The sequence below is a fragment of the Curtobacterium sp. AC273 genome, from assembly GCF_979253735.1.
Map to the genome: position 1 here is coordinate 203,530 of NZ_CEEDDU010000009.1, position 26,771 is coordinate 230,300.

The following is a 26,771-nucleotide window of genomic DNA, read 5'->3' on the forward strand; positions in this document are numbered from 1 at the left end:
CGACCCACGCCCGCCCGTCGGCCCGCGTCGAGCAGGCGGCTGGCCTAGGCGAGCGCCTCGCCGCGGCCTGGGGATCGTGGGGTCCCACCATGACCCGGAACGCCCGGCGGGTGGCGTTCGTCAGCGACCGGCACGGCACCCCCGAGGTGTTCGTGCAGGACGTCGTGGTCGACGGCGCGCTGCCGGAGCCGACCAGGATCCGGTTGTCCGACGACCCGGTGATCCGCGTCACGTGGTCGTCCGACGGCGAGTGGCTGGCCGTGGCCATCGCGACCGACGGCGGCGTGAAGCAGCAGGTCTGGGTGGTCCGCCCCGACGGCTCCGACGCCGCGCAGGTCGCCGGCTCGCGGTACCAGCACGCCGAGCTCGGGCCGTGGAGCCGCAGCGGCCACCGGGTCGTCATCACCCTGCCGTCCACCGAGGCCGACCAGCCCGCGCGCTCGTACCTGGTCGACCCGGTGTCCGGCGACCGCGACGACCTCGCCGTGGGGGAGCTCATCCACATCCTCGACCTCTCCGTCGAGGAGCGCCTCGTGGTGCTCCGCGACGGGCAGCGCGGGCAGGAGTTCGTCGTCGCGGTCGACCGCCTCACGGACGAGAGCCACGCCCTGTTGTCCGACCAGCCCGACGGGTCGGCCGAGATCGCGTTCCTCCGCCCGGCCCCCGCCAGCGAGGACCAGTCCGCTCGTCGCCTACGTCGCGACCGAGTCGGGCATGCCCCGCCGCGGGCTCATCGCACAGCCGGTCGGCCCGCACGGCTGGCGGGGCAGGGCCAGGCCGATCACCGAGCGCCCCGACGCCGAGCTCGAATCACTCGACGCCGACGACGCCGGGCGCACGCTGCTGCTCGGCTGGAACGTCGACGGCCGCAGCGAGCTCGACCTCATCAACACGCACGACGCCTCGCGCACCCCCGTGCCGGACCTGCCCGGGTACGTCGTCACCGACCCGGTCCTCAGCCGTGACGGCCGGAGCGTCATCCTCGCCGTCGAGGGGCCCGCACGTCCGCGAGAGCTGTGGCGGCTCGACACGAACGCGCTCACCTGGAGCCGGGTCACCGGCGTGCCGGAGCTGCCCGACGTGCCGCTCGTCGAACCCACCCTCGAGCGCTTCGCGGCGCGTGACGGACTCGAGATCACCGGCTGGCTGTACCGGGCCGTGGAGCCGACCGTCCCGCCGGCGGAGGCGGACGACGCGACCGGCACCGTGCCTCCCGGCCGGCGCGCAGCGCTCGTCCACCTGCACGGCGGACCGGAGTCCCAGGAACGGCCCACCTTCTCGCCCCAGCACCAGGCGCTCGCCGCCGCGGGGGTGACGGTGTTCGCACCGAACATCCGCGGGTCCTCCGGCTACGGACGCGACTTCGTGCACGCCGACGACCTCGGGCTGCGGTGGAACGCGCTCGCGGACGTCGTGGACTGCGCACGGTTCCTGGTGTCGAACGGGTACGCGGACCGCACCCGCGTCGCCGTCGAGGGCCGGTCCTACGGCGGCTACGCGACCCTCGCGTCCCTGGCGTTCACGCCCGACGTCTTCGCGGCCGGCGTGGCCGTGTGCGGGATGAGCGACTTCGCGACGTTCTACCGCGACACCGAGCCGTGGATCGCCGCCGCCGCCGCCACCAAGTACGGGCACCCGGTGGACGACGCCGAACTGCTCGCGGCCCTGTCGCCGATGCGGGCGATCGCGGACGTCACCGCGCCGCTGCTCGTCGTGCACGGTGAACTCGACACCAACGTGCCCGTCGGTGAGGCGCACCAGGTCGTGGCGGCGCTCCGGGCCCGGTCGCACGACGTGTCGTACCTGGAGCTCGAGGGCGAGGGCACGAGTACCGACGGGCGTCGTCGCGGGCTCGGCTCGTGCGGCAGATGGTCGAGTTCGTGGCGGACCGGCTCGGGCAGGGTCATCCCTCCGACTGACGTTTCGGTATTTCACATGCGATAAGTTGGGGGCCATGGACATCCTCGGTTGGATCACGCAGACCGCGAGCGACACCCCGGAAGCACTCCGTGCCGGGATCGCCGCGGTCTTCGCATGTCTCGAGGTCATGGGCCTCGGGCCCTTCTTCCCCGGTGAGCTCGCGGTCCTCTTCCTCGGCGCCTCGTTCGACGACGTGCCGGGCCTGCTCCTGCTCATCGCGGGCGTGACCGTCGGCGCCTCCGCCGGTGACCACGTCCTCTACCTGCTCGGCCGGAAGGTGGGACCCCGACTCCGCAAGGGGCGACTCGTCCGGGCCATCGGTGTCGAGAAGTGGGACGTTGCGATCGGTGTGGTCGAACGACGGGGGGCGTGGGCCGTCGTCTCCACCCGGGTCGTACCGGTCGTCCGTTCCCTGACCCCGATCGCTGCCGGGGTCAGCGGGATGCCGCAGCCGCGGTTCACGGTGGCGTCGCTCATCGGCAGCCTGACGTGGTCGATCGCGTGGGGCGGCACCGGCTTCCTCCTCCGGTCGTCCCTCGGGCTGGCCGAGCAGATCCTCGGGCAGAGCACCTGGGTGGTCCTCGCCGTCATCGGCACCGTGGTCCTCGTGGTGCTGCTCGTCCGCGGCATCCGGAGCCGCCGGCGTGCCGGGCTGCCGCTCGTCCCGCCGTCGGCGCCGCGCCTGGTCGGTGCCGTGGTGCAGGTGGTCGCGACCGCGGCCTTCACAGCAGCCGTGGTCCTGACCGCCGTGGGTTCCGACTCGTGGGTGGTGGCGGCGCTCGCCGGTGTCGCGGTCCTCGGCTGGGTCGGGGTGCTGGTCGTCCCGCACGCCCCGTCCCTGGCGACGGGGACGACGGTCGTCGCCGTCGTCGCCCGGCTCGGCATCGCGACCGCCGCGGCCTCGGCGCTCACGGCCGTCCACGCCCTGCCGTTCAGCATCGCGTTCGTGGTCGTCGGCATGCTCTTCGCGGTCGAACTCACGCGTCCGGTCGGCGGTGCGCTGCGCCCACTCGAACGGATCGTGCTCGCGATGGCGTTCGGGGCGTTCGCGATCGACGCGGCACCGTACGCGTGGGGGCCGCTCTCCGCGCTCGTGGCCGTCGCGTCCGTCCTGTCGTTCGCCGTGGTCGTCGTGGGAGCGGTCGCGGCCGGTGTCAACCTGCGCCGACGAGCCGGCGCGAGCACGATCGCCGTCGCGGTCCCCGGAGCCGACTGACGCCGGCCGGCACCGCTGCCACGATTCGTCGCGGCCGCGCCGGCGGACGGAAGATGGACGCATGACCACCAGCGCCCGTCCGACCACCCTGACGCGACCCGGTGAGGTCGTCCTCGCGACGGTGGCCGACGTGGGCGACGTCGTCGAGCGCGCACGCAACCGGTACGCCGCCGGTGTGCTCGCCGACACGACCGGGTGGGCCGACGGGGACCGACGACGGCTCGAGGACCTCGGGTTCCGCGGCGGCGACCCCCGCGGGGCGGCGCTCCGGACACTGGACCTGACGATCGCCGATGACGGCACCCCGACCCGACTGCTCGACAACCCGGCGCTCGCCTCGCTCAACGGGGAGCACGCCCGGTTCGCCGAACGCCGTGGGGAGATCGCCCGCTACCTGCCCGACGTGTCCGTCTGGACCGGCATCCCGGAACACCCGACGGGCGAGGACTGGGAGGACGTCCGCGCCCTCATCGGGTCCGGGGCCGTGTTCGGCGTCGGTGCCTCCGTCGCCGTCCCGGAGGGGTGGCACGCGGTCGAGGGCTCCGGCGGCGTGCAGCTCACCGGGGAGGCGATCGAGGGAGCCCCGGACGCCGAGGCCGTCGAGCTCACGGCGGACGACGTCCCCGAGATGACCGAGCTCGTCGCCCGCACCAAGCCCGGGCCGTTCCTGCCGCGCACGATCGAACTCGGGCGGTACGTCGGCGTCAAGCGCGAGGGGCGGCTCATCGCGATGGCGGGGAGCGGCTGCACCCGCCGGGGTGGACCGAGATCAGCGCGGTGTGCACCGACGAGGCGTTCCGCGGGCAGGGGCTCGGGCGTCGACTCGTGCTCGACGTCGCGTACGGCATCCGGCAGCGCGGCGAGGTCCCGCTCATGCACGCCGCCGCGGGGAACACCGGGGCGATCGGCCTGTACCAGCACCTCGGGTTCCGGCTGCGGGACCGGGGAGCGCCGCGGTTCATGCAGGTGCCCTAGCCGCGTCCGCGCTCCGGCTGCAGGGCGTCGAGCTCGGGGGCGGATTCGCCGAGGACCAGCCGGGCGAGGGCGTCCCCGAGGAGCGGCCCCATCGTGAGGCCGGCCGCGCCGTACCCGGTGGCGACGAAGAGCCCCTGGTGACCGGGGACCGCTCCGACGATCGGCATCGCGTCGTCGGCGAGCGGGCGGAGTCCCACCCGGGTCTCCAGGACGGTCGCGTCGGCGAGGCCCGGGGCGATCGACAGCGCGTCGCGCAGCACCTGCAGCTGCCCGGCGGCCGTGACCCGGGCGTCGAAGCCGCTGCCGGTCTCGCGCGTCGCCCCGACCGCGATCCGCGAGCCGTCGAACGCCACGAGGTAGTGGTGGGACAACGGGTGCACGGACGGCCAGTGCGTGGTGTCGACCCCGGGCAGCGTCAGGTGCGTGATCTGCCCCCGCTGCGGCGCGACCGGCACCCGCAGACCGAGGGCGTCGAGCAGGTCGTTCGTCCAGGCGCCGGCCGCCACGACGACGGCGTCGGCCTCGAGCAGTTCGCCGCCGACCCGGACTCGATCGGCTCCCTCGAGGACGGCCCGCCCGCTCCGACGCGCACCGCCGAGCCGTTCCCCGGCGTCGAGCAGCGCGTCCCGCACGGTGCGGCCGTCCACCCGGCCGCCGCCCTCGATCCAGAGCGCGTCGAGCCCCGCGGCGAGCGGCGGGAACAGTTCGCGTGCACGGTCACCGCGGAGCCGCTCGACGCGTCCCACCACCGCTGGTTCGGCCGCCCGACGCCGCTCGACCCGCGCCTCGGCGGCGTCGACCTCGGCCGGGTCCGCGTTCACCACCAGTGCTCCGCTCCGGCGGTGGTCGGTGTGCGTGACGCCGACCTCCGCCAGGCGTGTGATGACCTCCGGCCAGAACGCCGCCCCGCGCACGTACAGGTCGGCGAACGGGCCCTCGACCGCCGACGACCACGGCTGCAGGATGCCGGCGCTCGCCGCGGTCGCCTGGCCCGTGGCACCGTCGTCGACGAGTGTGACCTCGGCCCCGCGTCGTGTCAGCGCGAAGAACGTGGCGGCGCCGGCGATGCCCGACCCGATGACGACGACGGAGCGTGATCCCATGCGTCGATCCTGCCGGACGGCACACTCCCCGGGTTCGTGCTCAGGCCAGTTCGGGGGGTTGACCCCCGCGCCGGACGCTCCGCACACTGTCTTCCGTTGTGCCGAGCGGGCTCGGCGCCCGGATCAGGAGGCATCATCGTGCGGACGTCGTCCGTGACCGCAGGGGCGGTCGCACTCGGGATCGCGCTGGTCGCGGTCGTCACGTCGACCGGAGCGGCGCCGGCATCCGCGGCACCGACCTGCCGTGGGGAGCGCATCACGGTCGCGGACCTCGCGACCGGCTGCGCCGTGTCCTCGGGCACGGTCGTCCTGCCCGACGGTCGGCACTTCGCCCTCCCCGCGCCCGGTACCACCGTGGCCGCGCTGCCGGTGGCGGCGACCGGGGCGTCGGACGACGGGGACGTCGCGATCACGAACACCGGACGCGCCGGGGTCGCCGTACACGTCGACGAGGTCTGGAAGGGCTCGCCCGCGGCCGTCCGACAGGAGCGGACCGCACTGCGCGCACGCCTCGCCGCGACCCCGCAGGCCGCCACGACCACGACGGCCGCGAAGCCGTCGAGCTGCACGAACAAGACCTACTCGAAGCTCGGGTTCAAGTGGTCCGCGCCGGTGAACTGGAGCTACAACCCCGCGGGGCAGAAGGTCTCCGGGGCGGCGGCGATCCGTGCGGGGGCGGACGCCTGGACGGGCGGGATCGCCTCCTGCGGCAAGAAGGTCACCACGTCGGCCGGGGAGCGCCTGGCGGGCAACACCAACAGGACCAGCGGGGTCACGGCGACCGGGGGCTGCGGCGGGTCGAGCGGTGCGAGCGTCGTCGGGTGGGGCTCCCTGCCGTCCGGCACCCTCGCCGTCACGTGCGTGTGGTCGCGGTCGGGCGTCGCCGTCGAGGTCGACCAGCGGTACACGACGGGGCAGCAGTGGTCCGTCGCGACGACGTGCTCGGGCGCCCGCTTCGACCTGCGCGGGGTCGCCACGCACGAGTGGGGGCACGCCTTCGGCCTCGGGCACACGGCGCAGAACAGCGGCCTCGTCATGAAGCCGGCGTCGACCACGTGCGAGACCGGGCAGCGGACCCTCGGGCTCGGCGACGTGCTCGGGATCGACTCGGTCTACTGAGCCCGCGCGCAACGATGTCGGATCGTCGATTCTCTAGGATCGACACATGTCGACGACCATGCCGGGCTTCGGGACGGAGCGCATCACGCAGCTCGGGCTGCGGGACCGCGTCTACGACCGGGTGCTCGAGGTCCTGATGGGCCACGACGTCGAGCCGGGCATGCGCCTGTCGATCGACGGCCTCGCCCGGACCCTCGGCGTCTCACCGACCCCGGTGCGCGAAGCCCTCGTGCAGCTCGAACGCACCGGGCTCGTCACCCGCGAGGCGAACAAGGGGTACCGGGTGTCCCCGCCGCTCGCCGGCGACCAGCTCGAGGCGTTGTTCGACGCCCGGCTCATCGTCGAGAGCGGCGCCGTCGAACTCGCCGCCCGTGGTGACGTCGACCTGTTGCGCGAACGACTCACCGCCGCGCTGGCCGAGCAGTCCGCGGTGGCCGAGGAGATCGCGGCCGTCGGGGTCGGGTCGGCGTCCGAGGAGCTGATGGCCCGGTTCTTCCGCAGCGACTGGCAGTTCCACCAGCTCATCTTCGACGCGACGCGGAACCCCTTCCTCGAGGAGATGTCCGAGATCATCACCACTCGGGTCCACCGGATGCGCCAGATCATCGAGGGTGGCGGGGACGACACCGACCGGGCCGTGCACGAGCACCGCGCCGTGCTCGACGCGCTCGGCACGGGGCCGGCGGAAGCGGTCGCGGCGATGCGGCACCACATCGACGCGGTTCGGTTGCGCTCGCGTGCGGACGCGACGCACACCGGCTAGACACCAGATCACGCGACCCGGCTTGCGCCGGATCGTCATACGAGTATCTTTCCTATAGGAAAGAGGTTCATCGCCGAACCGACACATGCAAGGGAGCATTCCGTGAGCACACCACAGGACTGGGTCGACCAGGACTGGAACCCCACCAGTTGGACGTCGGACACCTGGCCGATCGCCACCTGCCTGCACGGGTTCCCCCGGTCACCCGCGACGGCGTCGCCTTCCACGACGCCGACCCCGAGGTCTGGGACGACGTCTTCGCCCAGATCGAGGCCGTCGGCTTCTCGCTCGCCGAGCTCGCCGACAGCCACATCCGGCCGGCCGACCTCGAGCGGACCCGTCGTGACGAGCTGTTCGCCATCGCGAAGGCCCACGGCGTCGGGATCCCGTCGGTGCACCTGCAGCGCAAGAGCGTGGTGCAGCCCGGGCACGAGGAGGACAACCTCGCGTACGCCCACCGCACCATCGACGCGGCCGCCGAGTGGGGCATGCAGGTCTTCTCGACCGGACTCCACCAGCCGTTCAACGAGGACCAGCAGCGGGCGCTGTGGTTCTGGACCGCGCAGGGCCCGAAGGACCCGGACGACCCCGAGGTCCGCGCGGCGGCGGTCTCCCGACTCCGCGAGCTCGGCGAGCACGCGGCGTCGGTCGGTCTGCCGATGGCGCTCGAGCTCTACGAGGACACCTACCTCGGCACCGCGGACAGCGCGGTCCGGCTGATCGAGGAGATCGGGCTCGACAACGTCGGCCTCAACGCCGACGTCGCGAACCTCATCCGCCTGCACCGCCCGGTGGAGGACTGGAAGGAGCTGTTCGCCAAGACGCTCCCGGTCACGAACTACCTGCACGTGAAGAACTACACGCGCGACGAGGCCGCCGACGGGGAGCTGGGCGACGAGCGTGCCGAGCACCATGGAGACGGGCCTCATCAACTACCGCCAGGTCCTCCGCGACGCCGTCGCCGACGGGTTCCGCGGGATCCTCATGACGGAGCAGTACGGCGGGGACAGCCTCGGCGTCTGCGCCACGAACCAGCAGTACATCCGATCCGTCCTCGCCACCACGAGCGTGGGCACGAAGCACGAAGGAGCAACTCGATGAGCACCCTCGACATCGCCGTCGTCGGGTCCGGCTACATGGGCGGCGGGATCGCCCAGGTCCTCGCCCTCGCCGGCCACACCGTCCGCATCGCCGACGTCTCGGCGGAGATCGCGCAGCAGAACCTCGCGCGGCTGATCGGGGAGACCGAGCAGTTCGTCGCCGACGGGCTCTTCCCCGCGGACGCTGTCGAGCGCGTGCGTGCGCACCTCAGCGCCGCCGAGTCCATCGAGGAAGCGGTCGCGCAGGCCGACTTCATCGAGGAGGCAGTGCCGGAGAAGCTCGAGATCAAGCACGCCACCCTCCGGCGCATCAGCGAGGCAGCCCGTCCCGATGCCGTGATCGGCTCGAACACGTCGACGATCCTCATCGAGTCCCTCGCCGAGGCCGTCACCGGCCCGGAACGCTTCCTCGGGGTGCACTTCTCGAACCCCGCGCCGTTCATCCCCGGCGTCGAGCTCATCCCGCACCCCACCACCGGCGAGCACGCGATCCAGGTCGGCGAAGCCGTCGTCGCGGCCACCGGCAAGCAGTCCGCCCGCGTGAAGGACTCGACCGGCTTCGTCCTGAACCGCCTGCAGTACGCGCTGTTCGAGGAGGCGACCAAGATCGTCGACGAGGGCATCGCCAGCCCCGACGACATCGACACGATCGTCCGCACGACCTTCGGCTTCCGCCTGCCGTTCTTCGGCCCGTTCGCGATCGCCGACATGGCCGGCCTCGACGTCTACGCGTTCTGCTTCGAGTCGCTGCAGACCCGGTGGCCCGAGCGCTTCGCGACCCCGGCCTCGCTGCAGCAGCACGTCGACGCCGGCGAGCTCGGCACGAAGTCCGGCGCGGGCTACCTCGAGGTGCCGGCCGACCGCACGCCGGAACTCGTCGCCTACCGCAACAAGGCCTACGTCGCCATGCAGAAGCTCCTCGACGACCTCGGCCCGGCGCCGATCCACTGAGGGGCACGAGCATGAGCAACCAGGACCGCACCGTCGTCCTCACCGGCGCCGCCTCACCGCGGGGCATCGGCCGGGCGACCGCCCACCACCTCGCCGAGGCCGGGTGGAACGTGGGCGTCATCGACCTCGACCAGGCCGCGAGCGAGGCCGTCGCCGCCGAACTCCGCGACCAGTACGGCGTGCAGGCCGTCGGCGCGGGTGCGAACGTCGCCGACGAGTCCGCCGTCCGGGCGGCGTTCGACACGATCGAGTCGCAGCTGCCACCGGTGACCGCGCTCGTGAACCTGGCCGGGGTGTCCTCGGCGCACGCCTACCTCGACCTGCCCGAGGGGGAGTGGCACCGCGTGCTGTCGATCAACCTCGACGGCGTGCACTTCGCGAGCCTGCGCGCGGCGGAGTCGATGGTGCGGAACGGGTACGGGCGCATCGTCAACCTGTCCTCCGTCTCCGCGCAGCGCGGCGGCGGCACGTTCAGCAAGACGCCGTACACGGTGGCGAAGGCCGGCGTGATCGGCCTCACCCGCGGCCTCGCTCGCGAGCTCGGGCCGAAGGGCGTGACCGTGAACGCGATCGCTCCGGGGCCGATCGACACCGACATCATGGGCGGCACCCTCTCCGAGGAACGGAAGGCCGAGATGGCCGCCGACGGGGTCCTGCCCCGCATCGGCACCCCGCGCGACATCGCCGCCGCGATCGCCTACCTGATCAGCGAGGACGCCGGGTTCGTCACCGGTCAGACCCTCAACGTCGACGGCGGCCTGTACATGCACCTAGGCCCGGCCGCCTGCGGATCGTGCGCCGAACGCGCGACGCGATCCGTGCCTCCTGTCCGGCCGGCCGACCAGCCGGCGGACGCCCCTGCAACCGCACCGTGCTCGCAAAGGAGCGAACCCCGTGTCACTTCCCCCTGCACCAGCGCTCGGGTCGACGAACGACCCCGGCCTGAAGTCCGCCATCGGCAAGGCGACCAAGCACCTGATGCCGATGCTCGTCATCCTGTACTTCGTCGCCTTCCTCGACCGCACCAACGTCGGCTTCGCGGAGGAGGCGCTCAGCGTCGACCGCGGCATCTCCGACGCGGCCTTCGCGCTCGGCGCCGGCATCTTCTTCATCGGCTACGCGATCTTCGAGATCCCGTCGAACCTGCTGCTCAAGCGGTTCGGGGCGCGCTTCTGGCTCGCCCGCATCGCCGTCACGTGGGGCATCGTCGCCGCCCTGTTCGCCTTCACGACGAACGACACGATGTTCATCATCCTGCGCTTCATCCTCGGTGTGACCGAGGCGGGGCTGTTCCCGGGCGTGATCATGTACCTGTCCGAGTGGTTCCCGAACAAGGTCCGCGTGCGGATGTTCGCGATCTTCTACCTGGCGCAGCCGTTCTCGCAGATGATCGGCGCACCGCTGTCCGGCGGCCTCATCAGCTTCGGCGACCAGGCCACCCCGTTCCACGGCTGGCAGGTCATGTTCGCGGGGGAGGGCATCCTCGCCGTGCTGGCGGGCATCGCCGCGCTCGTGTTCCTGACGAACAGTCCGCAGCAGGCGAAGTGGCTGGAGCCGGGGGAGAAGCAGTCCCTCACCGCGGCGATGGCCCGCGAGGACACGGCGCGCAGCGAGGACGGCCCGACGGGCATCTGGAAGGCGATGGCCAGCGGCCGCGTCTGGTACTTCACGATCATCTACTTCTGCCTGCAGGTCGCCGTGTACGGCACGACGTTCTACCTGCCGCAGCAGGTCTCCGCGCTGCTCGGGCAGGACGTCGGCTGGCAGGTCGGGCTCGTCGCGGCCATCCCGTGGCTCGTCGGTCTCGTCGCCTGCTACCTGGTCGGTTCGCGGGCGGACACCGTGGGTCGCCGTCGTCGCTGGGGCTCCATGTTCTACATCACCACCGGCCTGTCGATCCTCGGGTCGGCGTGGGCCGGCGCGAACGGGCAGCCGATCCTCGGCATCGTGTTCATCACCCTGGCCGTCGCGAGCTTCCTGGCCGTCGGCCCGATCACCTGGGCGTACCCGACGGCGTTCCTCACGGGTGCCGCGGCCGCCGCGGGCATCGGCCTGATCAACTCGCTGGGCAACCTCGGCGGGTTCGTGGCACCGATCATGCGCACCGCCATCAACGAGGTCGTCCCCACGGAGAGCGGAGCGTTCGGCATCGTGTCGCTCGGGGTGCTGGCGTTCGTGGCCGCGGTGATGATCTTCTGCACGAAGTTCTTCCGCGGGGCGAAGGCGGACGAGCTGCTCGACACCTCGCACGTCGCCACGGCCGACCGGAAGGAGACGGGCCGATGACCCGACTGTTCAACGAACCCGCGGACTTCGCGGACGAGGCCACCGACGGCTTCGTCGCCGCCAACGCGCGCTGGGTGCGGAAGGTGCACGGTGGCGTCGCGCGCGCCACCACCAGCCCCGAGGGGACCGTCGCCGTGGTCATCGGCGGTGGCTCCGGCCACTACCCCGCGTTCGGTGGGCTCGTCGGGCCGGGTCTCGCCGCGGGCGCCGCGATGGGCAACCTGTTCGCCAGCCCGAGCGCCCAGCAGGTGGCCGGGGTGGCACGGGCGGCCGAGCACGGCGGGGGCGTGCTGCTCAGCTACGGCAACTACGCGGGCGACGTGCTCAACTTCGACGCGGCGGCCCGGACGCTCGAGGCGGACGGCATCCCCGTCCGGACCGTGCGCGTGACGGACGACGTCGTCTCCGCGCCAACCGACCGTGCGGACGAACGGCGCGGGATCGCGGGTGACCTCTGCGTCTGCAAGGTCGCCGGGGCCGCCGCCGAGCGTGGCGACGACCTCGAGACCGTCACCGCCGTCGCCGGACGGGCGAACGACCGCACCCGGTCGTTCGGCGTCGCGTTCTCGGGCTGCTCGCTGCCGGGGGCCGACGAACCGCTGTTCGAGGTGCCCGAGGGCCGGATGGCCATCGGGATGGGCATCCACGGCGAACGCGGGATCGACGAGACCGACGTGCCGACGGCCGAGGGACTGGCCGAGCTGCTCGTCGGGAAGCTCCTCGACGAGCTCCCCGACGGCGTCTCGCTCGCCGGCCAGAAGGTGGTCCCCATCCTCAACGGCCTCGGCAGCGTCAAGTACGAGGAGCTCTTCGTCGTCTACCGGTCGGTGCAGCGACTGCTCGCCGACGCGGGCGTGGTCATCGTCGAGCCCGAGGTCGGGGAGCTCGTCACGAGCTTCGACATGGCCGGCGTCTCGCTGACGCTCTTCTGGCTCGACGACGAACTCGAGCAGCTGTGGGCAGCGCCCGCGGACACCCCGGCGTTCCGGAAGGGCGGTGCGATCGAGCAGGAGCGGGTCGACCCGTCCGTCGCCTCGGCCGACGAAGCGGCCGAGGCGATCGGCCCGGCCAGCGACGAGTCGCGAGCGGTCGCCGGACGCGTGGCGTCCGGCCTGGCAGCCGTCCGCGCCGTCATCGACGAGCACGCCGACGAACTCGGCCGGATCGACGCGATCGCGGGTGACGGCGACCACGGGATCGGCATGCAGCGCGGCGCGCACGCGGCCGACACCGCCGCCGCCGACGCCCTCGAGCACGGGGCCGGAGCAGGATCCGTCCTCCGGATCGCCGGTGACGCCTGGTCCGACAAGGCCGGTGGCACGTCCGGCGCGATCTGGGGAGCCGCCCTGGAGGCACTGGGTCGCGTCCTCGGCGACGAGTCCCGTCCGTCGTCGGCGCAGGTCGCGGACGCGGTGCACGCCGCCACCGAGGCGGTCCTCGCCTTCGGAGCGACCGTGGGCGACAAGACGATGGTCGACGCGCTCGTCCCGTTCGACGACGTGCTGCGCGAGCGGGTCGACGCCGGCTCCGCGCTCCCCGAGGCCTGGGCAGCGGCGGTCACCGCCGCCCGCGAGGCCGCCGACGGCACGGCCGCACTCATGCCGAAGAAGGGCCGCGCCCGCACGCACGCCGAGCAGGCCGTCGGCACGGCCGACCCGGGTGCGGTGTCGTTCGCGCTCATCGTGGCGGCGGTCGCGCGGTGATCACCGTCGGGGTGTCGCTCAAGATGTACTTCTCGCACGCCCGCACCCTGTCGTGGGCGGCGGCCGTCGGGGACATCGCCCGGCGACACCCCGCGGTGCGCTCCGGTGCGGCCGAGCTCTTCGTCATCCCGACGTTCCCCGCGCTCGTGCCCGTCCGGCAGGTCCTCGGCGACGCCCCGGTGCTGCTCGGCGCGCAGGACCTGGCGTGGGCCGACGAGGGGGCGTACACGGGCGAGGTGTCCGGCGCCGAGCTCCGCGAGATCGGGGTCGACCTGGTCGAGATCGGCCACGCCGAGCGGCGCTCCCTGTTCCACGAGACGGACGAGGACGTCGCGCGCAAGGTGCACGCGGCGTACCGCAACCACCTGCGTCCGCTGGTCTGCGTCGGCGAAGGCGACCCGCGCCTCCAGGTCGGAGGCGATCGCGGACGTGACGGCGCAGCTCGACCGTGCCGTCTCGGTGGCGGTCGCCGCCGGGCAGGCCGGACCGCTCACCGTCGCGTACGAGCCGGTGTGGGCGATCGGCGCCCCGGCCCCGGCCCCCGACGACCACGTCGTCGAGGTGCTGGCCGGGGTGTCGGCGCACCTCACGACGCGACCCGAGCTGGCCGGTTCGCGGGTCGTCTACGGGGGCAGTGCCGGTCCGGGACTGCTCACGCGTGGCCAGGGGCGGATCGGCGGGCTGTTCCTCGGCCGGTTCGCGCACGACCCGGCTGCCGTCGAGTCGATCCTCGACGAGGTCGTCGGCCTCAGCTGATCTGGTCCTGCACCGGGCGCGGTTCGCGACCGAGGAGCTCTGCGAGCAGCGGGTCGGTCCCGGCGAACAGGCCCTGCGCCGCTGCCCGGTACATCCCGAGCAGGAACGCGGCCATGTGCCGGTCCTGACCACCGGCGACGGCGCGGTCCAGCCATTCGTCCTCGCCGAGGACCTCGAAGCCGACCGGCCGACCGCTGGCCGCGGACGCGTACTGGGCCAGGTCGGCGAAGGTCGGCGCGGCGGACGCGGTGAGCGTGACCGGTCCGTCGAACGTGCGGTCGGCGAGCAGGATCCGCGCCGCTGCCTCGGCGACGTCCTCTCGAGCGGTCCACGACACGGGTCCGTCGGCGGGCACGGACACGAGACCGGTCTGCTGCCACGGCCCCATCAGCCACGCGCTGCTGTGCGCGTAGAAGCCGTTCCGCAGGCTTGTCCACGGCAGTCCGGAGTCGCGGAGCAGGTCCTCCGTCGCGGCATGGTCGTCGGCCGGTCCGAACGGGGAGCCGTGGGCCGCGCCCTGGTGGCTCGTGTACAGGACGCGTCCGACGCCGGCGCTCACGGCGGCGTCGACGGCCGCGCGGTGCAGGGCGACCGCGTCGGCGCTCGGGTCGCTCGACGACACGAGGAGGAGCTGGTCGGCGCCGGCGAACGCCGCAGGGAGCGTGGCCGGTTCGGCGTAGTCGCCGTGGCGGACCTCCACCCCGCGGGCGGCGAACCGCTCGGCCTTCCCGGGGTCGCGGGCGACGACGGCGAGCTCGTGCGGGGCGAGGTGCTCGAGGAGGTGGTCGGTGGTGAGGCCGCCGAGTGCTCCCGTGGCTCCGGTGATGACGATCATGCTGACTCCGTATCGTTGGTAACGCTATTGTGTTTACGACGGTAACACAGCGATAGCGCGGAGTTGTTATCGTTGTTCCGTGATCGAGCAGGGCACGCAGCGCGACGAGGACCCGAACGCGGATCGTCGAGGTCGCGGGCACGATGCTCCGCGAGCAGGGCGCCGCTGCCGTCACCACACGTGCGGTCGCTGACGGTGCCGGGGTCCAGGCGCCCACCATCTACCGGCTCTTCGGCGACAAGGACGGGCTGCTCGAGGCCGTCGCCGAGCACGCGATGACGACCTTCTCCGCCCAGAAAGCCGAGGCCGTCCGGGCGGCACGCATCGAGCACACCGACCCCGTCGAGGACTTCCGCACCGGGTGGGAGACGACGATCGCCTTCGGTCTGGCGAACCCGGACCTGTTCGTCCTGCTCGCCGATCCCGAACGCGGACGTCGCTCGGTCGCCGTGCGAGCCGGCACGGCACTGCTGGCCGAACGGGTGCGGCGGGTCGCCGAGGCCGGTCGGCTCGCGGTTCCGGAGCGCCGCGCGGTCGACCTCGTGCACGCCGCCGGGACCGGCGCGGTGCTGGCGATCCTGGCGACTGCGCCGGAGGACCGCGATCCCGGGCTGGCGGACGAGGCGTTCCAGGCGGTGCTCGGACGGATCCTGGTACCCGGGTCCGCCCCGGCCGGAGCGGGGGACGCGATCACGAGTGCGGCCATCACCCTCCGTGCCGCGGTGTCGGACCTCGACGCGCTGTCCGTCGCCGAGCGCGCGATGCTCGGCGAGTGGCTCGACCGGGTGGCCGCAGGTTCGTCGGCGGCCGCGGGCTGAGGTCCGGCGGGTCAGGCCTCGCCGCGCGCCCCGGCCAGCCCGTGGTCGTGCGCGTACACGACGAGCTGCACCCGGTCGCGCAGGGCGAGCTTGCCGAGGATGCTCGAGATCTGCGTCTTCACCGTGGACTCGGTGACGAACTCCTTGGCCGCGATCTCGGCGTTCGACAGCCCGCGCGACGCCCAGCCGAACACGATGCGCTCCCGGTCGGTCAGCGCCTGGAACTCCGACGGCTGCGGCGAGGGAGCCCGCTCGACGTCCGCGCCGAACAGCTGTGACAGGTCGTTCGGCGCGATCACCGAGCTGCCCTCGTGCACGGCCCGGACGGCCGCGAACAGGAACGGCGGCGTCGTGTCCTTCAGCAGGAACCCGCTCGCCCCGAGGCGGATCGCCGTGGCCGCGGCAGGGTCGAGCCCGAAGGTGGTGAGGACGACCACGCGCGGGAGCGGACCGTCCACGGCACCGGAGAAGAGCTGGCGGACGGTCTCGACGCCGTCCATGCCGGCCATGCGCATGTCGAGCAGCATCACGTCCGGTCGGAGCTCCGGGATGCGCGCGAGCGCCTCGGCCCCGTCGGACGCCTCGCCCACGACGACCATGTCGTCCTGCGCGTCGAGCACGACGCGCAAGCCGGCGCGGAAGAGCGCCTGGTCGTCGGTCAGCAGGATGCGGATCGGATCGGTCATCGGATGGTCCCCCCATGGACGTCGAACGGGATGCGGGCGCGCGCGGCGAACACGGCGTCCAGGACGGCGGCATCGAACGACCCGCCGAGCGTGGTGAGCCGGGACTGCATCCCGGTGAGTCCCCGGCCGGAGCCGCGCGTACTCGGCACCGCGGCGGCCGAATCGACGACCTGGTTCTCGACCTCGAGCACGAGGTCGGCGCTCCGCCAGGTCTCGCGGACGACCACCGGGTGTCCCGGGGCGCCGTGCCGGAGCGCGTTCGTGAGCATCTCCTGCAACACACGGCGTGCGGCGGTCCCGCTGTCCGGGCCGAGCGTCACGAGCGCTCCGCGACGGCTGTGGTCGACGTCGACCCCGGCCTCGCGGATGCCCTGCACGATCTCGTCGAGCGACCCCGGGTCGGTGTCCGTGCCGGAGCCGTCGATGTGCCCGAGGACCTGTCGGACCTCGACGAGGGAGCTCCGGGCGGTGCTGGCGATGGTGGCGCTGACCTCGCGGATGCGGGCCTCGTCGTCGAGGAACGGCACCGAGTCGGCCTGCGCGATGATCACGGCGAGGGAGTGCCCGACGACGTCGTGCACGTCCCGCGCGATGTCCGCCCGGATGCGCTCCGACTCGGCTTCGTCGATCGCACGGGTGGCGGTGGCGGCGGCCTCGGTCGCGACGGCCTCGGCGCGGAACGCTGCGGCTTCGGCATCGGCCCGTCGTTCGGACTCACGGTCGCGGGACCGGAAGGCCCGCAGGGCGATCCCGCCGGCCCAGACGCCGAGGAGCGCCGTGACGGGTGCGGCCATCGCGAGGAACGCCTGGTCGCGCGGCCCGTTGATGAGGAGCAGGAAGCGGAAGCCGGTCGACGCGAGGTACACCGTCGCGCTCACGCCGGCGACGAACGCCAGGACGCCGGACGCCACGACCTCGCCGCGGCTCCCGACGACGGCCGTCGTGCCGATCACCACGAACATCGCCAGGTCCACGAGCGACGGGCGTTCCCCGCCACCGACCTGCACGACCCCGAGCACGACGATCATCGCCATCGCCGCGGTCGGCGAGACCCGCCGCAGCGCGATCGCGACGGCCGCCGCGAGGACCGCGAGGAGGCTCGCGTGCTGCAGCTCGAGGTCGATGGGCAGCAGGAAGACGAGCGCAGCGAGCGCCGCCCAGGCCACGTCGACGACGATCGATCGGGTGGCGAGCGGCCGGATGAACGTGCGCCGGTCCGTCACGGCTCGATCATCGCACGAGGGCGCGGAACGGCGGTCACGGCATCGGCGACATCGCGACGAGGGCGACGGCCGTGACGACGACGATCGCGGCGCAGAGCAACAGGGTGGCGATCGTGTGCTTGGTCGAGGTCTCCATGACACCAGCATCGGGAAACGCGGGGGTCGGCACATCGGACCAGGGGGTGGAAGGGGTTCATCCCACCGGGTGAAAGCCGACGCTGCGTGTCGGTCATCCCTCGGAGCTGTCATCGAGCATCGCGGGGCACTCGCCACCGGGTTCGGTCGACAACTCGTAGTGCCACGACTCGTTCGCGTAGGTCTGGCAGAGCCCGAACTCCGGTCCGTGCTCCTGCATCCAGGCCGCGGCGTCCCACGCTCCGACGTCGACTGCGTTCCCCGTCACGTGCGTGGACCGTTCCGCCGTGTTCACCCAACGGCGTGCTGCCTGGAGCGATCCGTGCTCCTCGATGCCCTGGTCGAGGAGCGCCTGCTGGTACCGCGCGCTCCGCCAGCCGGAGTTGATCAGGACGGTCACCCCGTCGGCACGCGCGGCTTCCGTGGCGTGTGTGACCGCGCTGCGGAGCTCAGGTACGAGGTTGGCGACGGCGGGTGTGTCGGCGATCTCGTCGATGGGGAGGCTCCGCTCGGCGTACCCGTCCGCGCCGGTCACCGCGACCCCGGCGACCTCACCGCTGTCACCACTCGACGTGTCCGAGGAGACCGCGGTCGTGCGTGGGGCCGCGGTGCCACCGGGGATCGCCGCGGTGGCGCATCCGGCGATGGTCAGGGTGGCCGCACAGGCGATGGTCGTGGCGAGGATGTGGAGTCGTGAACGCTGCATACCAAAAGAATGTGGTACATCAGCGTTCGGTACATCACCCGCACGACCGAACGTGGTCGCCCGGAAGGCCGAAGCCGTCAGATCGTGAGTTGGCCGAGCACCCGGTGCGCGATCGAGATCGACTCGCCGGACACCGCGGACAGCGGCGAGGCGAGGAACGCGACCAGGTCCGCGATCTGCTGCGGGCTGGACTCGCCGCCCGCACCACGCTGGACCTCGGCGGCGGGGGTGTCCGTGACCGTCCCCGAGGTTGACGACGTTCACCGTGACGCCGGAGCCGGCGAGCTCGTCGGCGAGGTTCTTCGCGATGACGCTCACCGCCGTGTTCCGCAGCGACGCGGTGATGTTGCCGGACAGGTAGGCGTTCTGCCCGCTGACCACGACGACCCGGCCGTGGCCGGCCTCGCGCTGTGCCGGCAGGACGGCGTTCGCGACGCGGAGGAACCCGAGCGCCTTGCCGTCGATCGCCGACAGCACCTGCGCCGGGTCGGACTTCCGCGCGGGGTCGAGCGTGCCGGCACTCGGTGCGGCGGTCACGACGAGCACGTCGATGCGGCCGTGCTGCTCGAGCACCCGGGCGACACCGGCGTCGACCGATGCCTGGTCCGCGGTGTCCATGGCGACGCCGTCGGCGGCGTCCGCGCTGCGGGAGGCGACGACGACGGTCGCCCCCTCGGCACGGAGCCGATCGGCGACGGCTGCGCCGATGTACCCCTTCCCTCCGACGACGAGCGCGACACGGTTCTTGAGTTCGAGGTCCACGCGCCCACGCTATGCCGGTCGTGGTGCGCGCGTCCGCCGCGGTCGCGATCGGTGCACCGCGCGATCCGGCCACGGTGACCGCGTCATTCGTCCAGTCCGGACGGGCACTCAGAGCCGCGCGCCGACCATCGCCCCTGCACGTCGAGAACCGCCACGAAGGGAGCGACATGACGGACCAGCAGCAGCCACCGGGGAGCGACCAGGAACTGACGCCGAAGGCCGACCACGGCGAGGAGTCCTACCGGGGTTCCGGCAAGCTGACCGGCAAGCGGGCCGTCATCACCGGCGGCGACAGCGGCATCGGCAAGGCCGTCGCGATCGCCTTCGCCCGCGAGGGTGCCGACGTCCTCATCAGCTACCTGCCCGACGAGGAAGCGGACGCCCAGGACACGAAGCGGTGGGTCGAGGAAGCCGGCCGGAAGGCAGTCCTGTTCCCCGGGGACCTCAGCGACCCCGCGTACTGCCGGTCCGTGATCGACCAGGCGGTCTCCGAACTCGGCGGCATCGACGTCCTGGTCAACAACGCGGCGTTCCAGATGACGCACGAGACGCTCGAGGAGATCAGCGACGAGGAGTGGGACCACACCCTCGCGACGAACCTCAGCGCGTACTTCCACCTCGTCAAGGCGGCGCTGCGGCACCTCGGCCCGGGCTCGTCGATCATCGGCTCGAGTTCGGTGAACTCGGACAACCCGAAGCCGACCCTGGCGCCGTACGACGTCACGAAGGCCGGCGTTGCGAACCTGTCGGCAGCGCTCGCACAGATGCTCGGCGAGCGTGGCATCCGCGTGAACAGCGTGGCACCGGGGCCGATCTGGACGCCGCTCATCCCGTCGACGATGCCGGCGGAACAGGTCGAGGAGTTCGGCAAGCAGTCGCCCTCGGCCGACCCGGCCAGCCCGCCGAGCTCGCGCCGGTCTACGTCCTGCTCGCCAGCGACGACGGCAGCTACGTCTCGGGTGCTCGTGTCGCCGTGACCGGCGGCACCCCGATCCTCTGACCCGAAGACCGAACGAACGAAGGAGCACGATTTGTACTTCCACAAGCAAGAACTCCAGTTCAAGGCGACGCCCGAGAAGCCGGACGCCGTCTACGCCCGCAAGCTGCAGGAGGTGCTCGGCGGCCAGTACGGCGAGATCTCGGTCGCCTTGCAGTACCAGTTCCAGGCGTGGAACATGCACATGCCCGGCAAGTACCGCGACCTGGTCTTCGGCATCGGTGCCGAGGAGATGGGGCACGTCGAGATGCTCGCGACGATGATCGCGCAGCTGCTCGAGAAGAGCCCCCTCGGGATCACCGAGGACGCCCTGCAGGACGACCCCACGGTCGCGGCGATCGTCGGTGGGACCGACGTCCAGCACGCCATCGTCGCCGGCGCCGGTGCGCGTCCCGTCGACAGCAACGGCAACCCGTGGCAGGGCTCGTACATCACCGCGAGCGGCAACCTGCTCGCCGACTTCACGGCCAACGAGAACGCCGAGATGCAGGGCCGCGTGCAGGCTGCTCGGCTGTACCACATGACCGACGACAAGGGCGTCCGGGACCTGCTCGGCTTCCTCATCGCCCGGGACACCATGCACCAGAACATGTGGGCGTCCGCCGCTGCCGAGCTGCGCGAGAAGGGCATCGAGGACTTCCCGGTGCCGAACAAGTTCCCGCAGTCGAAGGAGCACACCGAGTTCAGCTACCAGTACCTGAACTTCTCCGACGGCGCCGAGGCCGGAAACGGGCCCTGGGCGAGCGGCCCCTCGTTCGACGGCAAGGGCGAGTACTCGTACCACGACGGCCCCACCTCGTCGGTGCCGATGCCGCCGCCCACCCACCCGGACTCGCGCTTCTACGGCACGACCGAGCTGCCGAACATCGTCGAGAAGACGGCCGGCGCGGTGCAGGACAAGCTCAACAAGGAGTGACGACGAACGACGGCGGGCGGTCGGACCTCCGTCCGTCCGCCCGCCGTCGCGGTGTCCGGGTCAGTGCCTCCTGGCCGCGTCGTCCGCGGAGCCGTCCGGAGCGGTGAACAACCCCGAGTAGGCGCGCACCGCGGCCCAACCGGCCACGACTGCCACCGTGCCGACGACGCTCGCGCCCCACGGCAGGACGACGGAGTGGTCCCACGCCGCGGGCGCCGACACCCACGCCGAGGAAGCTGCCGGTCAAGCTGCCCGTCAGGCCGAGCAGCATGGCGACCGGTCGGTCCAGGCTCGTCAGGGTGAGGGCCACCGTCACGGCGAGGACCGCGGCGAGTGCGTTGAGGAGCTCGAGCACCGACGTCGCTCCTACTCGCCGGCGCTGCCCGCCCCGACGGCGAGCTGCTCGCGACCGCCGCCCACGGTGACCGCGATCTTGCGCGGCTTCGCGGACTCCTTGACCGGGATGGTGACGCTGAGCACCCCGTTGTCGTAGCCGGCCGTGATCCGCTCGGCGTCGAGTCCGTCGCCCAGCGTGAGCTGGCGGACGTACGTGCCCGGCTGCCGCTCCCTGGTGAGCCACTGCGAGCCCTCCGGAGCACCGAGGGTGCGCTCGGCACGGATGGTCAGGAGCGAGCCGTCCACGTCGATGTCGACCGAGCCCGGGTCGATGCCCGGCAGGTCGACGTCGAGGACGTAGTGGTCTCCGGTGCGGTACAGGTCCATCGGCATCGAGCGCGGCCCGGTGGCCCCGAGGAGGGAACCAGCGAGACGGTCGAGCTCGCGGAACGGGTCGAAGTTCATCGTCATCGGAATCAACTCCTTCGTGTCTGCTGTTGAGTCCCCTCGACTCAACTGGCACATGTTTTAGCACTCGACCCTTGGGAGTGCCAAGAGAACGCTCAGAAGACGCTCGGAACCGACGGGGCGGGGGTTCTCCACAGGTGATCCGGTCTCCGTCGCGGTCGTCGGTACGGTGCTCGGCATGAGAATCGGGGTCTACATCGACGGCTTCAACCTCTACTACGGGGCTCGGGGCATCTGCGGACGCTCGACCCCGGGCTGGCGGTGGCTCGACCTGCGGGCACTCGCCACCGCCTTGCTGGGCGAGCCCGGAGGCGCTTGGCAGGGCGCCGAGATCACCCGCGTCGTCTACTGCACAGCCCGCGTCAGCGGCGCAGACAACCCAGCTGGTCAGCGGGACCAGGACACGTACCTCCGAGCGTTGCGGCGTCACGGGACGGTTGACGAGATCGCGCTGGGCAACGACGTCGCTCGGGTTGCCACTGCACCGCTGGCGACGCCCGACCGCCGGGGTCGACCCCGTCTGACCACCGCGAGCTGGCCCTCCAGGTCCGGGACGACACCGGGTCGGATGTCCCCGGAGCGTCCTTCATGGCTTCGGTGGCGCGGCGCGAGGAGAAGGGATCGGACGTCAACGTCGCGTCACACCTGCTCATCGACGTCCTGACCGGTGAGGTCGACGGCGCGATCATCGTCAGCAACGACAGCGACCTGGAGTTCCCGGTGCGCCACGTACGGACGATCGTGCCCGTGGGTCTCGTGAACCCGACGCCTGGATACCCAGCCGGGAAGCTGAACGGGGACGGTTCCGACGGTGTCGGCAGCCACTGGTGGTACCGGCTGACTGACGCTGACATCCGTGGCGCGCAACTCCCCGAACAGATCGAGCACATCCGGCGCCCACCGCACTGGTAGTCTTCGTGGATACCGCTCGGCCCCTCTGGGGCCGAGTTTTCCTTTCCGGAGCCGCCGGGCGACACCTGCGAACCTCCGTCGTGGCTGGGAAACGGTGACGGGCTCCGGGGAGCAGGAGGGACCCTCGACGGGTAGCACTCACCACGCTCGCCCACGGACCAGGAACCGAGGCCGCCATGTCGCACCTCCGCACCCGCCTCTCCACCCTCGCACTGCCGATCGCCGTGCTGCTGGCCACCGTCGCCGTGACCGCCGTGGGGCCGGTGCCGTCCGCCAGCGCCCGCGGCTCCGAGGTGTTCGCCGGCGGGCTGTACCGCCCCGCCGACACGACCGCGTCCCGGCAGGCGACGGCGCTCGCCGCGGCCGGCCGGACTTCGGACGCGGCGGTCGCCCGGACGATCGCCGCCCGACCGTCGAGCGTCTGGCTCGGTGACCGACTGTCGCCCGCCGCCCTGCGGACCACCGTGCAGCGCCACCTCACCGCCGCGTCGGCTCAGGGCCGCACCCCGGTGTTCGTCACCTACGCCATCCCCGGGCGCGACTGCGGGAGCTTCTCCGCCGGGGGGCTGACACCGGGCGCGTACGGCACGTGGAACCGCGTGTTGGCCGAGACGCTCCGCGGACAACGTGCCGCCGTCATCGTGGAGCCGGACGCCCTCGCCCAGCTGTCGTCCTGCCCGGGTGCCGACGCGACGCAGCGGACCCGGCTCATCCGCACCGCGGTGCACGGGCTCGCGGCTGCCGGCGTCGCGGTCTACATCGACGCCGGGCACGAGGGTTGGATCCCGCCGGCCACGATGGCGACGCTGTTGCGCGACGCCGGGGTCGCCGAGGCGCGGGGCTTCGCGCTGAACGTCTCAAACTCGTACGCGACGGCGGGGAGCGGTCATACGGCGAGCAGCTGCGGCGCCTGATCGGTGGGCACTTCGTGATCGACGTTTCACGGAACGGCCGGGGAGCGACGGGCGTCTGGTGCAACTCCCTGACCGCTGGGCTCGGGCAGGACCCCACGGTGGTGGACGACTCGACCGGCCTCGACGCGCTGCTCTGGGTGAAGCTGCCCGGCGAGAGCGACGGCACGTGCAACGGCGGACCGGCGGCCGGGCAGTGGTTCCCCGCCGCGGCCGCCTCGCTCCTCCGGAACCGCTGACGCCGATGACGACGAGCCCGGTAGTTCATGCACACGGAACTGTTCGATGCGCGAACCGTACAGAACCGAAAAGGTTCGTTGCACTGATCGTTCACGTCGTGAAATAGTTCTGATCGTCCGCAGGGGACAGCACGACGCAGGAAGGCGGGATCGCAATGCACAGCACGTACACCGGGATGCCGCGCCAGGCACGGCTCGGCGGGACCCACACCCGCGTCGGCCTGACCGACCCCGCCGTCATCGACGCCTACATCGAACGACGCATCCAGGACCCGTCGCTCCTGTCGGGTCGTTCCGAGCCGTCCTACGCGGACTTCTTCAACGTGCCGGCTGCGTAAGACCGCGCCGCGCAGCACCTCCACCAGGCAGAGAGAACCCCCGACACATGCCGTTGACCGTCGTCCGCCGTGAGCACATGCACCTCTACGCCCGGGAGCCCCGGTCGCGTGCCGCGAAGGTCGCCGTCGATGCTCTCCTCCGGCTGCAGCACGCCGAGGAGCAGCAGCTCGAACAGGCCCGGTCCGAGAGCGGCCTGACGAAGAACGAGTTCCTCGCCGTCCGGTACATGCTCCAGGCCCACCGAGACGGCCGGGCGATGGGCCCGAAGGACCTCGCGGTCATGCTCAACGTGTCGAACGCCTCCGTGACGAAGATCGTCGACGGGCTGGCCGACAAGGGGTACCTGCGCCGTGTCCCGCACCCCACCGACCGCCGAGCGCAGGTCCTCGAGCCCACCGTCCAGGCAGCGCACAAGATCGACGCCTCGTACGCGCCCTTCCACGAAGCCGTCGTCGAGGTCATGGACCACCTGTCCACCGAGGAGAACGACGTCCTCGCCCGCTGCCTGGCGCAGATCACCGAGGCCCTCGTCGGCGGCGCCCCTGCCCCGGTCGACGAGTACGTGGTCGACCCGGACGGCGACGCGGAGCCCAACGACTCCTGAACCGGACGGTCGCCGAGCCGGGCGTCCCGTGGGCCGGACCGGTCCGCACCGGTCCCCACGCGCCTCCCGGAAAAAACCTTCCAGCGGTAACTTCCAGCGGTAGGTTGGGGGGGATGACCCACCCGGCCGACGACGAAGCGGCCCCGCCGCGACGCGGCGGGTACCGCAAGGGTGCCGAGCGCCGGACGCAGATCCTCGACGAGATGATCCGGATGGTCGCCGACCACGGTGTGGACGCTTCGTCGTTGCGGTCCGTCGCCGACGCGCTCGGGATCACCCACGCGGCCCTGCGCCACTACTTCCCGAACCGCGACGAACTCCTGCTCGCCGTGTACCGCGAGCACGAGGTGCGCGAGCAGGGCGCCCCCGACCGGATGAAGTCCGCGATCGGCGACATGCGCGAGAGTGCCTCGCGGAACCGCGAGGTCCCGGGGCTCGTGCAGCTCTACACGACCCTCGCGGCCGATGCCGTGCAGGAGGGCCAACCCGGCGACCCGGGAGTTCATGCGGGAGCGGTTCACCCGGCTCCGGGCCGACCTGGCGGTGCTGATCGAGGCGGACCAGGCGGCGGGACGCATCCGGGCCGACCTGGACCCGGTCGACCTGGCGTCGCTGAGCATCGCCGCATCGGACGGGTTGCAGGTGCAGTGGCTGCTCGACCCGGAGGCCGTCGACGGCGAGAAGGTCCTACGGCTGCTCGAGCAGATCGTGCCGCCGGCCTGATCCGCGTGCACGGAACGGCCGGGTCCCGATCGGGACCCGGCCGTTCCGGTACGCGGGGCGTGACCCCTACGCGGTGAGCACCGCGGCGGCCGGGTCGAAGTCCTCCGGCAGCGGTGGGACCCGGTCCACGGTCGACGTGATGTCGACGGCGGAACCGGACTCGGCGGCATCCCGGATGCCGAGCAGCACGTCGAGCACGTGCAGCGCGACCGCACCGGACGCGCGCTCCGGACGGCCTTCGGCGATCGCGCGGGCGAGCTCGACGACACCGGTGCCCTGACCCCAGGTGGAGCCCACGGCCTCGAGTGTCTCGGGCTCGTCCTGCCCGTACCGCCAGAGCTGCGACGAGCCCTCGAAGGTGTTCGGGTCCGGCAGCGAGATCGTGCCGAGCGTGCCGTTGATCTCGACGAAGCCCATCCGCGGCAGCGCGTGCTGGAACGAGAACGTCGACTGGGCGGACTGCCCGCCGGCGAACTCGATCAGGGCGGCGTGGTGCGTGGGGACCTCGACCGGGAACGTCTCACCCGCGCGAGGACCGGACGCGATGGTCCGGCGCTCGAGCGACTTCGAGGACACGGCCTGCACGCGCGAGGCGGTGCCGAACGCGTGCACGAGGGTCGTCACGTAGTACGGGCCCATGTCGAACAGCGGCCCGGCGCCCTTCGCGAACAGGAAGTCCGGGTTCGGGTGCCACGCCTCGGGTCCGGGGACGTGGAACAGCGTCGTCGCGGAGAGCGGCTCGCCGATGTCACCGCGGGCGATGGCCCGGAGCGCCGTCTGGATGCCCGCACCGAGCACGGTGTCCGGGGCGGTCGCCACGCGGAGCCCCTTCGCCTTCGCCGACTCGAGCACCGCGGCGGCCGACTCGTGGTCGGTCGCGATCGGCTTCTCGCTCCAGACGTGCTTGCCCGCGTCGATGATCTGCTGGTCGACCTCGGCGTGTGCGGCCGGGATCGTCAGGTTGATCACGATCTGGACGTCGTCACGGGCGAGGAGCTCCTCGACGCTGCCCGACGCACCGACGCCGTAGGCGGACGCCTGGGCGGCCGCACGGTCGAGCAGCACGTCGGCGACGAAGCGGACCTCGACGTCGGCGAACTTCGTCAGGTTCTCCAGGTACTGCGTGGAGATGTTGCCGGCACCGATGATGCCGATCCCGACGCGGCTCACTTGTCGTTGGCCTTCAGCCACTCGAGCGACTCGGTGATGCCCTCGAAGACGTCGCCCTTGTACGCGTCGAACTCGACGACGCGGATGGCCTGCGGCGCC

At 72.1% G+C, this 26,771-nt stretch carries 27 protein-coding genes and 3 pseudogenes; 22 read left to right on the plus strand and 8 right to left on the minus strand.

Annotated elements, in window-relative coordinates:
- The first annotated feature begins 89 nt into the window (after window positions 1-89).
- The 4 genes from ACZ8AI_RS16075 to ACZ8AI_RS16090 all read left to right on the plus strand — a co-directional run bounded on the left by ACZ8AI_RS16075 (window position 90) and on the right by ACZ8AI_RS16090 (window position 4,111).
- The gene (locus ACZ8AI_RS16075; RefSeq protein ID WP_464858997.1) at window positions 90-965 is read left to right on the plus strand and encodes a TolB family protein; all 876 of its coding nucleotides are present in this window, start codon (window positions 90-92) and stop codon (window positions 963-965) included.
- Entirely contained in the window at window positions 916-1,944 is a 1,029-nt protein-coding gene (locus tag ACZ8AI_RS16080; protein WP_464858998.1) for an alpha/beta hydrolase family protein, read from the plus strand. Before ACZ8AI_RS16075 ends, ACZ8AI_RS16080 begins: the two co-directional genes overlap by 50 nt.
- Window positions 1,945-1,954: 10 nt before the next feature.
- Window positions 1,955-3,136, plus strand: a complete 1,182-nt coding sequence (locus tag ACZ8AI_RS16085) for a DedA family protein (RefSeq protein ID WP_464858999.1) — start codon at window positions 1,955-1,957, stop codon at window positions 3,134-3,136.
- A gap of 777 nt (window positions 3,137-3,913) precedes the next feature.
- Window positions 3,914-4,111, plus strand: a complete 198-nt coding sequence (locus ACZ8AI_RS16090) for a GNAT family N-acetyltransferase (RefSeq protein WP_464859000.1) — start codon at window positions 3,914-3,916, stop codon at window positions 4,109-4,111.
- On the opposite strand, the gene ACZ8AI_RS16095 is transcribed toward ACZ8AI_RS16090, so the two are convergent.
- Entirely contained in the window at window positions 4,108-5,214 is a 1,107-nt protein-coding gene (locus tag ACZ8AI_RS16095) for an NAD(P)/FAD-dependent oxidoreductase (protein WP_464859001.1), read from the minus strand. The two genes, ACZ8AI_RS16090 and ACZ8AI_RS16095, sit on opposite strands and share 4 nt — an antisense overlap.
- A gap of 153 nt (window positions 5,215-5,367) precedes the next feature.
- Here ACZ8AI_RS16095 and ACZ8AI_RS16100 point away from each other — a divergent pair, with 153 nt between their 5' ends.
- The 9 genes and pseudogenes from ACZ8AI_RS16100 to ACZ8AI_RS16140 all read left to right on the plus strand — a co-directional run bounded on the left by ACZ8AI_RS16100 (window position 5,368) and on the right by ACZ8AI_RS16140 (window position 13,892).
- On the plus strand, window positions 5,368-6,333 hold the full coding sequence (locus ACZ8AI_RS16100; protein ID WP_464859002.1) for a matrixin family metalloprotease: 966 nt from the start codon (window positions 5,368-5,370) through the stop codon (window positions 6,331-6,333).
- Between the two features lie 46 nt (window positions 6,334-6,379).
- The gene (locus ACZ8AI_RS16105) at window positions 6,380-7,096 is read left to right on the plus strand and encodes a GntR family transcriptional regulator (RefSeq protein ID WP_071291619.1); all 717 of its coding nucleotides are present in this window, start codon (window positions 6,380-6,382) and stop codon (window positions 7,094-7,096) included.
- Between the two features lie 149 nt (window positions 7,097-7,245).
- Window positions 7,246-7,959 (plus strand): annotated as a pseudogene (locus ACZ8AI_RS16110) (sugar phosphate isomerase/epimerase family protein); the annotation flags it as partial.
- 234 nt (window positions 7,960-8,193) lie between these two features.
- Complete coding sequence (locus ACZ8AI_RS16115; protein WP_464859235.1) at window positions 8,194-9,147, plus strand: 3-hydroxyacyl-CoA dehydrogenase family protein; 954 nt, start codon at window positions 8,194-8,196, stop codon at window positions 9,145-9,147.
- 11 nt (window positions 9,148-9,158) lie between these two features.
- Window positions 9,159-9,848, plus strand: a pseudogene (locus ACZ8AI_RS16120) (SDR family NAD(P)-dependent oxidoreductase); the annotation flags it as partial.
- A 193-nt stretch (window positions 9,849-10,041) separates the two neighbouring features.
- The gene (locus tag ACZ8AI_RS16125; protein ID WP_464859236.1) at window positions 10,042-11,433 is read left to right on the plus strand and encodes an MFS transporter; all 1,392 of its coding nucleotides are present in this window, start codon (window positions 10,042-10,044) and stop codon (window positions 11,431-11,433) included.
- Window positions 11,430-13,136 (plus strand): dihydroxyacetone kinase family protein, encoded by a 1,707-nt coding sequence (locus ACZ8AI_RS16130; protein WP_464859237.1) that lies wholly within the window; start codon window positions 11,430-11,432, stop codon window positions 13,134-13,136. Before ACZ8AI_RS16125 ends, ACZ8AI_RS16130 begins: the two co-directional genes overlap by 4 nt.
- A gap of 23 nt (window positions 13,137-13,159) precedes the next feature.
- Window positions 13,160-13,471, plus strand: a pseudogene (locus tag ACZ8AI_RS16135) (triose-phosphate isomerase); the annotation flags it as partial.
- A 94-nt stretch (window positions 13,472-13,565) separates the two neighbouring features.
- Window positions 13,566-13,892, plus strand: a complete 327-nt coding sequence (locus ACZ8AI_RS16140; RefSeq protein WP_464859003.1) for a triose-phosphate isomerase — start codon at window positions 13,566-13,568, stop codon at window positions 13,890-13,892.
- Here ACZ8AI_RS16140 and ACZ8AI_RS16145 read toward each other — a convergent pair.
- Window positions 13,885-14,727, minus strand: a complete 843-nt coding sequence (locus tag ACZ8AI_RS16145) for an SDR family oxidoreductase (protein WP_464859004.1) — start codon at window positions 14,725-14,727, stop codon at window positions 13,885-13,887. The genes ACZ8AI_RS16140 and ACZ8AI_RS16145 overlap by 8 nt on opposite strands.
- 122 nt (window positions 14,728-14,849) lie before the next feature.
- On the opposite strand from ACZ8AI_RS16145, the gene ACZ8AI_RS16150 reads away from it, so the two are divergent.
- Window positions 14,850-15,545 (plus strand): TetR/AcrR family transcriptional regulator, encoded by a 696-nt coding sequence (locus tag ACZ8AI_RS16150; RefSeq protein WP_464859238.1) that lies wholly within the window; start codon window positions 14,850-14,852, stop codon window positions 15,543-15,545.
- Between the two features lie 11 nt (window positions 15,546-15,556).
- On the opposite strand, the gene ACZ8AI_RS16155 is transcribed toward ACZ8AI_RS16150, so the two are convergent.
- The 3 genes from ACZ8AI_RS16155 to ACZ8AI_RS16165 form a co-directional block, all read right to left on the minus strand.
- Window positions 15,557-16,231: a response regulator gene (locus ACZ8AI_RS16155; protein WP_464859005.1), complete on the minus strand. Its 675-nt coding sequence runs from the start codon at window positions 16,229-16,231 to the stop codon at window positions 15,557-15,559.
- The gene (locus ACZ8AI_RS16160) at window positions 16,228-17,454 is read right to left on the minus strand and encodes a sensor histidine kinase (protein WP_175477465.1); all 1,227 of its coding nucleotides are present in this window, start codon (window positions 17,452-17,454) and stop codon (window positions 16,228-16,230) included. The genes ACZ8AI_RS16155 and ACZ8AI_RS16160 overlap by 4 nt, the downstream gene beginning before the upstream one ends.
- 229 nt (window positions 17,455-17,683) lie before the next feature.
- Window positions 17,684-19,057 (minus strand): SDR family NAD(P)-dependent oxidoreductase, encoded by a 1,374-nt coding sequence (locus ACZ8AI_RS16165; RefSeq protein ID WP_464859006.1) that lies wholly within the window; start codon window positions 19,055-19,057, stop codon window positions 17,684-17,686.
- A 167-nt stretch (window positions 19,058-19,224) separates the two neighbouring features.
- Here ACZ8AI_RS16165 and ACZ8AI_RS16170 point away from each other — a divergent pair, with 167 nt between their 5' ends.
- Both ACZ8AI_RS16170 and ACZ8AI_RS16175 read left to right on the plus strand, forming a co-directional pair.
- Entirely contained in the window at window positions 19,225-20,034 is an 810-nt protein-coding gene (locus tag ACZ8AI_RS16170; protein ID WP_464859007.1) for an SDR family oxidoreductase, read from the plus strand.
- 54 nt (window positions 20,035-20,088) lie between these two features.
- Complete coding sequence (locus ACZ8AI_RS16175) at window positions 20,089-20,970, plus strand: manganese catalase (RefSeq protein ID WP_464859008.1); 882 nt, start codon at window positions 20,089-20,091, stop codon at window positions 20,968-20,970.
- On the opposite strand, the gene ACZ8AI_RS16180 is transcribed toward ACZ8AI_RS16175, so the two are convergent.
- Both ACZ8AI_RS16180 and ACZ8AI_RS16185 read right to left on the minus strand, forming a co-directional pair.
- Window positions 20,957-21,325, minus strand: coding sequence for a hypothetical protein (locus tag ACZ8AI_RS16180; RefSeq protein ID WP_464859009.1), 369 nt, complete (start codon window positions 21,323-21,325; stop codon window positions 20,957-20,959). The genes ACZ8AI_RS16175 and ACZ8AI_RS16180 overlap by 14 nt on opposite strands.
- Window positions 21,326-21,336: 11 nt before the next feature.
- Window positions 21,337-21,777: an Hsp20/alpha crystallin family protein gene (locus tag ACZ8AI_RS16185; RefSeq protein ID WP_464859010.1), complete on the minus strand. Its 441-nt coding sequence runs from the start codon at window positions 21,775-21,777 to the stop codon at window positions 21,337-21,339.
- 585 nt (window positions 21,778-22,362) lie between these two features.
- Between ACZ8AI_RS16185 and ACZ8AI_RS16190 the strand changes: the two genes are divergently transcribed.
- The 6 genes from ACZ8AI_RS16190 to ACZ8AI_RS16215 all read left to right on the plus strand — a co-directional run bounded on the left by ACZ8AI_RS16190 (window position 22,363) and on the right by ACZ8AI_RS16215 (window position 25,579).
- Window positions 22,363-22,686, plus strand: a complete 324-nt coding sequence (locus tag ACZ8AI_RS16190; RefSeq protein WP_464859011.1) for a PIN domain-containing protein — start codon at window positions 22,363-22,365, stop codon at window positions 22,684-22,686.
- Window positions 22,687-22,862: 176 nt separating this feature from the next.
- Entirely contained in the window at window positions 22,863-23,600 is a 738-nt protein-coding gene (locus ACZ8AI_RS16195; protein WP_464859012.1) for a glycoside hydrolase family 6 protein, read from the plus strand.
- A 14-nt stretch (window positions 23,601-23,614) separates the two neighbouring features.
- Complete coding sequence (locus ACZ8AI_RS16200) at window positions 23,615-23,836, plus strand: glycoside hydrolase family 6 protein (protein ID WP_464859013.1); 222 nt, start codon at window positions 23,615-23,617, stop codon at window positions 23,834-23,836.
- 155 nt (window positions 23,837-23,991) lie between these two features.
- On the plus strand, window positions 23,992-24,174 hold the full coding sequence (locus tag ACZ8AI_RS16205) for a hypothetical protein (protein WP_071291602.1): 183 nt from the start codon (window positions 23,992-23,994) through the stop codon (window positions 24,172-24,174).
- A gap of 47 nt (window positions 24,175-24,221) precedes the next feature.
- On the plus strand, window positions 24,222-24,779 hold the full coding sequence (locus ACZ8AI_RS16210; protein WP_071291601.1) for a MarR family winged helix-turn-helix transcriptional regulator: 558 nt from the start codon (window positions 24,222-24,224) through the stop codon (window positions 24,777-24,779).
- Between the two features lie 113 nt (window positions 24,780-24,892).
- Window positions 24,893-25,579, plus strand: a complete 687-nt coding sequence (locus ACZ8AI_RS16215; protein WP_464859014.1) for a TetR/AcrR family transcriptional regulator — start codon at window positions 24,893-24,895, stop codon at window positions 25,577-25,579.
- Here the strand turns inward: ACZ8AI_RS16215 and ACZ8AI_RS16220 are convergent.
- On the minus strand, window positions 25,569-26,672 hold the full coding sequence (locus ACZ8AI_RS16220; RefSeq protein WP_464859015.1) for a Gfo/Idh/MocA family protein: 1,104 nt from the start codon (window positions 26,670-26,672) through the stop codon (window positions 25,569-25,571). The two genes, ACZ8AI_RS16215 and ACZ8AI_RS16220, sit on opposite strands and share 11 nt — an antisense overlap.
- Window positions 26,673-26,771: the final 99 nt, after the last annotated feature.

Bases quoted from the DNA above. Each gene is read 5' to 3' on its own strand.
- ACZ8AI_RS16075 (WP_464858997.1), top strand. From the start codon at position 90: ATGACCCGGAACGCCCGGCGGGTGGCGTTCGTCAGCGACCGGCACGGC.
- ACZ8AI_RS16085 (WP_464858999.1), top strand. From the start codon at position 1,955: ATGGACATCCTCGGTTGGATCACGCAGACCGCGAGCGACACCCCGGAA.
- ACZ8AI_RS16095 (WP_464859001.1), bottom strand. From the start codon at position 5,214: ATGGGATCACGCTCCGTCGTCGTCATCGGGTCGGGCATCGCCGGCGCC.
- ACZ8AI_RS16105 (WP_071291619.1), top strand. From the start codon at position 6,380: ATGTCGACGACCATGCCGGGCTTCGGGACGGAGCGCATCACGCAGCTC.
- ACZ8AI_RS16115 (WP_464859235.1), top strand. From the start codon at position 8,194: ATGAGCACCCTCGACATCGCCGTCGTCGGGTCCGGCTACATGGGCGGC.
- ACZ8AI_RS16130 (WP_464859237.1), top strand. From the start codon at position 11,430: ATGACCCGACTGTTCAACGAACCCGCGGACTTCGCGGACGAGGCCACC.
- ACZ8AI_RS16145 (WP_464859004.1), bottom strand. From the start codon at position 14,727: ATGATCGTCATCACCGGAGCCACGGGAGCACTCGGCGGCCTCACCACC.
- ACZ8AI_RS16155 (WP_464859005.1), bottom strand. From the start codon at position 16,231: ATGACCGATCCGATCCGCATCCTGCTGACCGACGACCAGGCGCTCTTC.
- ACZ8AI_RS16170 (WP_464859007.1), top strand. From the start codon at position 19,225: ATGACGGACCAGCAGCAGCCACCGGGGAGCGACCAGGAACTGACGCCG.
- ACZ8AI_RS16185 (WP_464859010.1), bottom strand. From the start codon at position 21,777: ATGACGATGAACTTCGACCCGTTCCGCGAGCTCGACCGTCTCGCTGGT.
- ACZ8AI_RS16190 (WP_464859011.1), top strand. From the start codon at position 22,363: ATGGCTTCGGTGGCGCGGCGCGAGGAGAAGGGATCGGACGTCAACGTC.
- ACZ8AI_RS16195 (WP_464859012.1), top strand. From the start codon at position 22,863: ATGTCGCACCTCCGCACCCGCCTCTCCACCCTCGCACTGCCGATCGCC.
- ACZ8AI_RS16205 (WP_071291602.1), top strand. From the start codon at position 23,992: ATGCACAGCACGTACACCGGGATGCCGCGCCAGGCACGGCTCGGCGGG.
- ACZ8AI_RS16210 (WP_071291601.1), top strand. From the start codon at position 24,222: ATGCCGTTGACCGTCGTCCGCCGTGAGCACATGCACCTCTACGCCCGG.
- ACZ8AI_RS16215 (WP_464859014.1), top strand. From the start codon at position 24,893: ATGACCCACCCGGCCGACGACGAAGCGGCCCCGCCGCGACGCGGCGGG.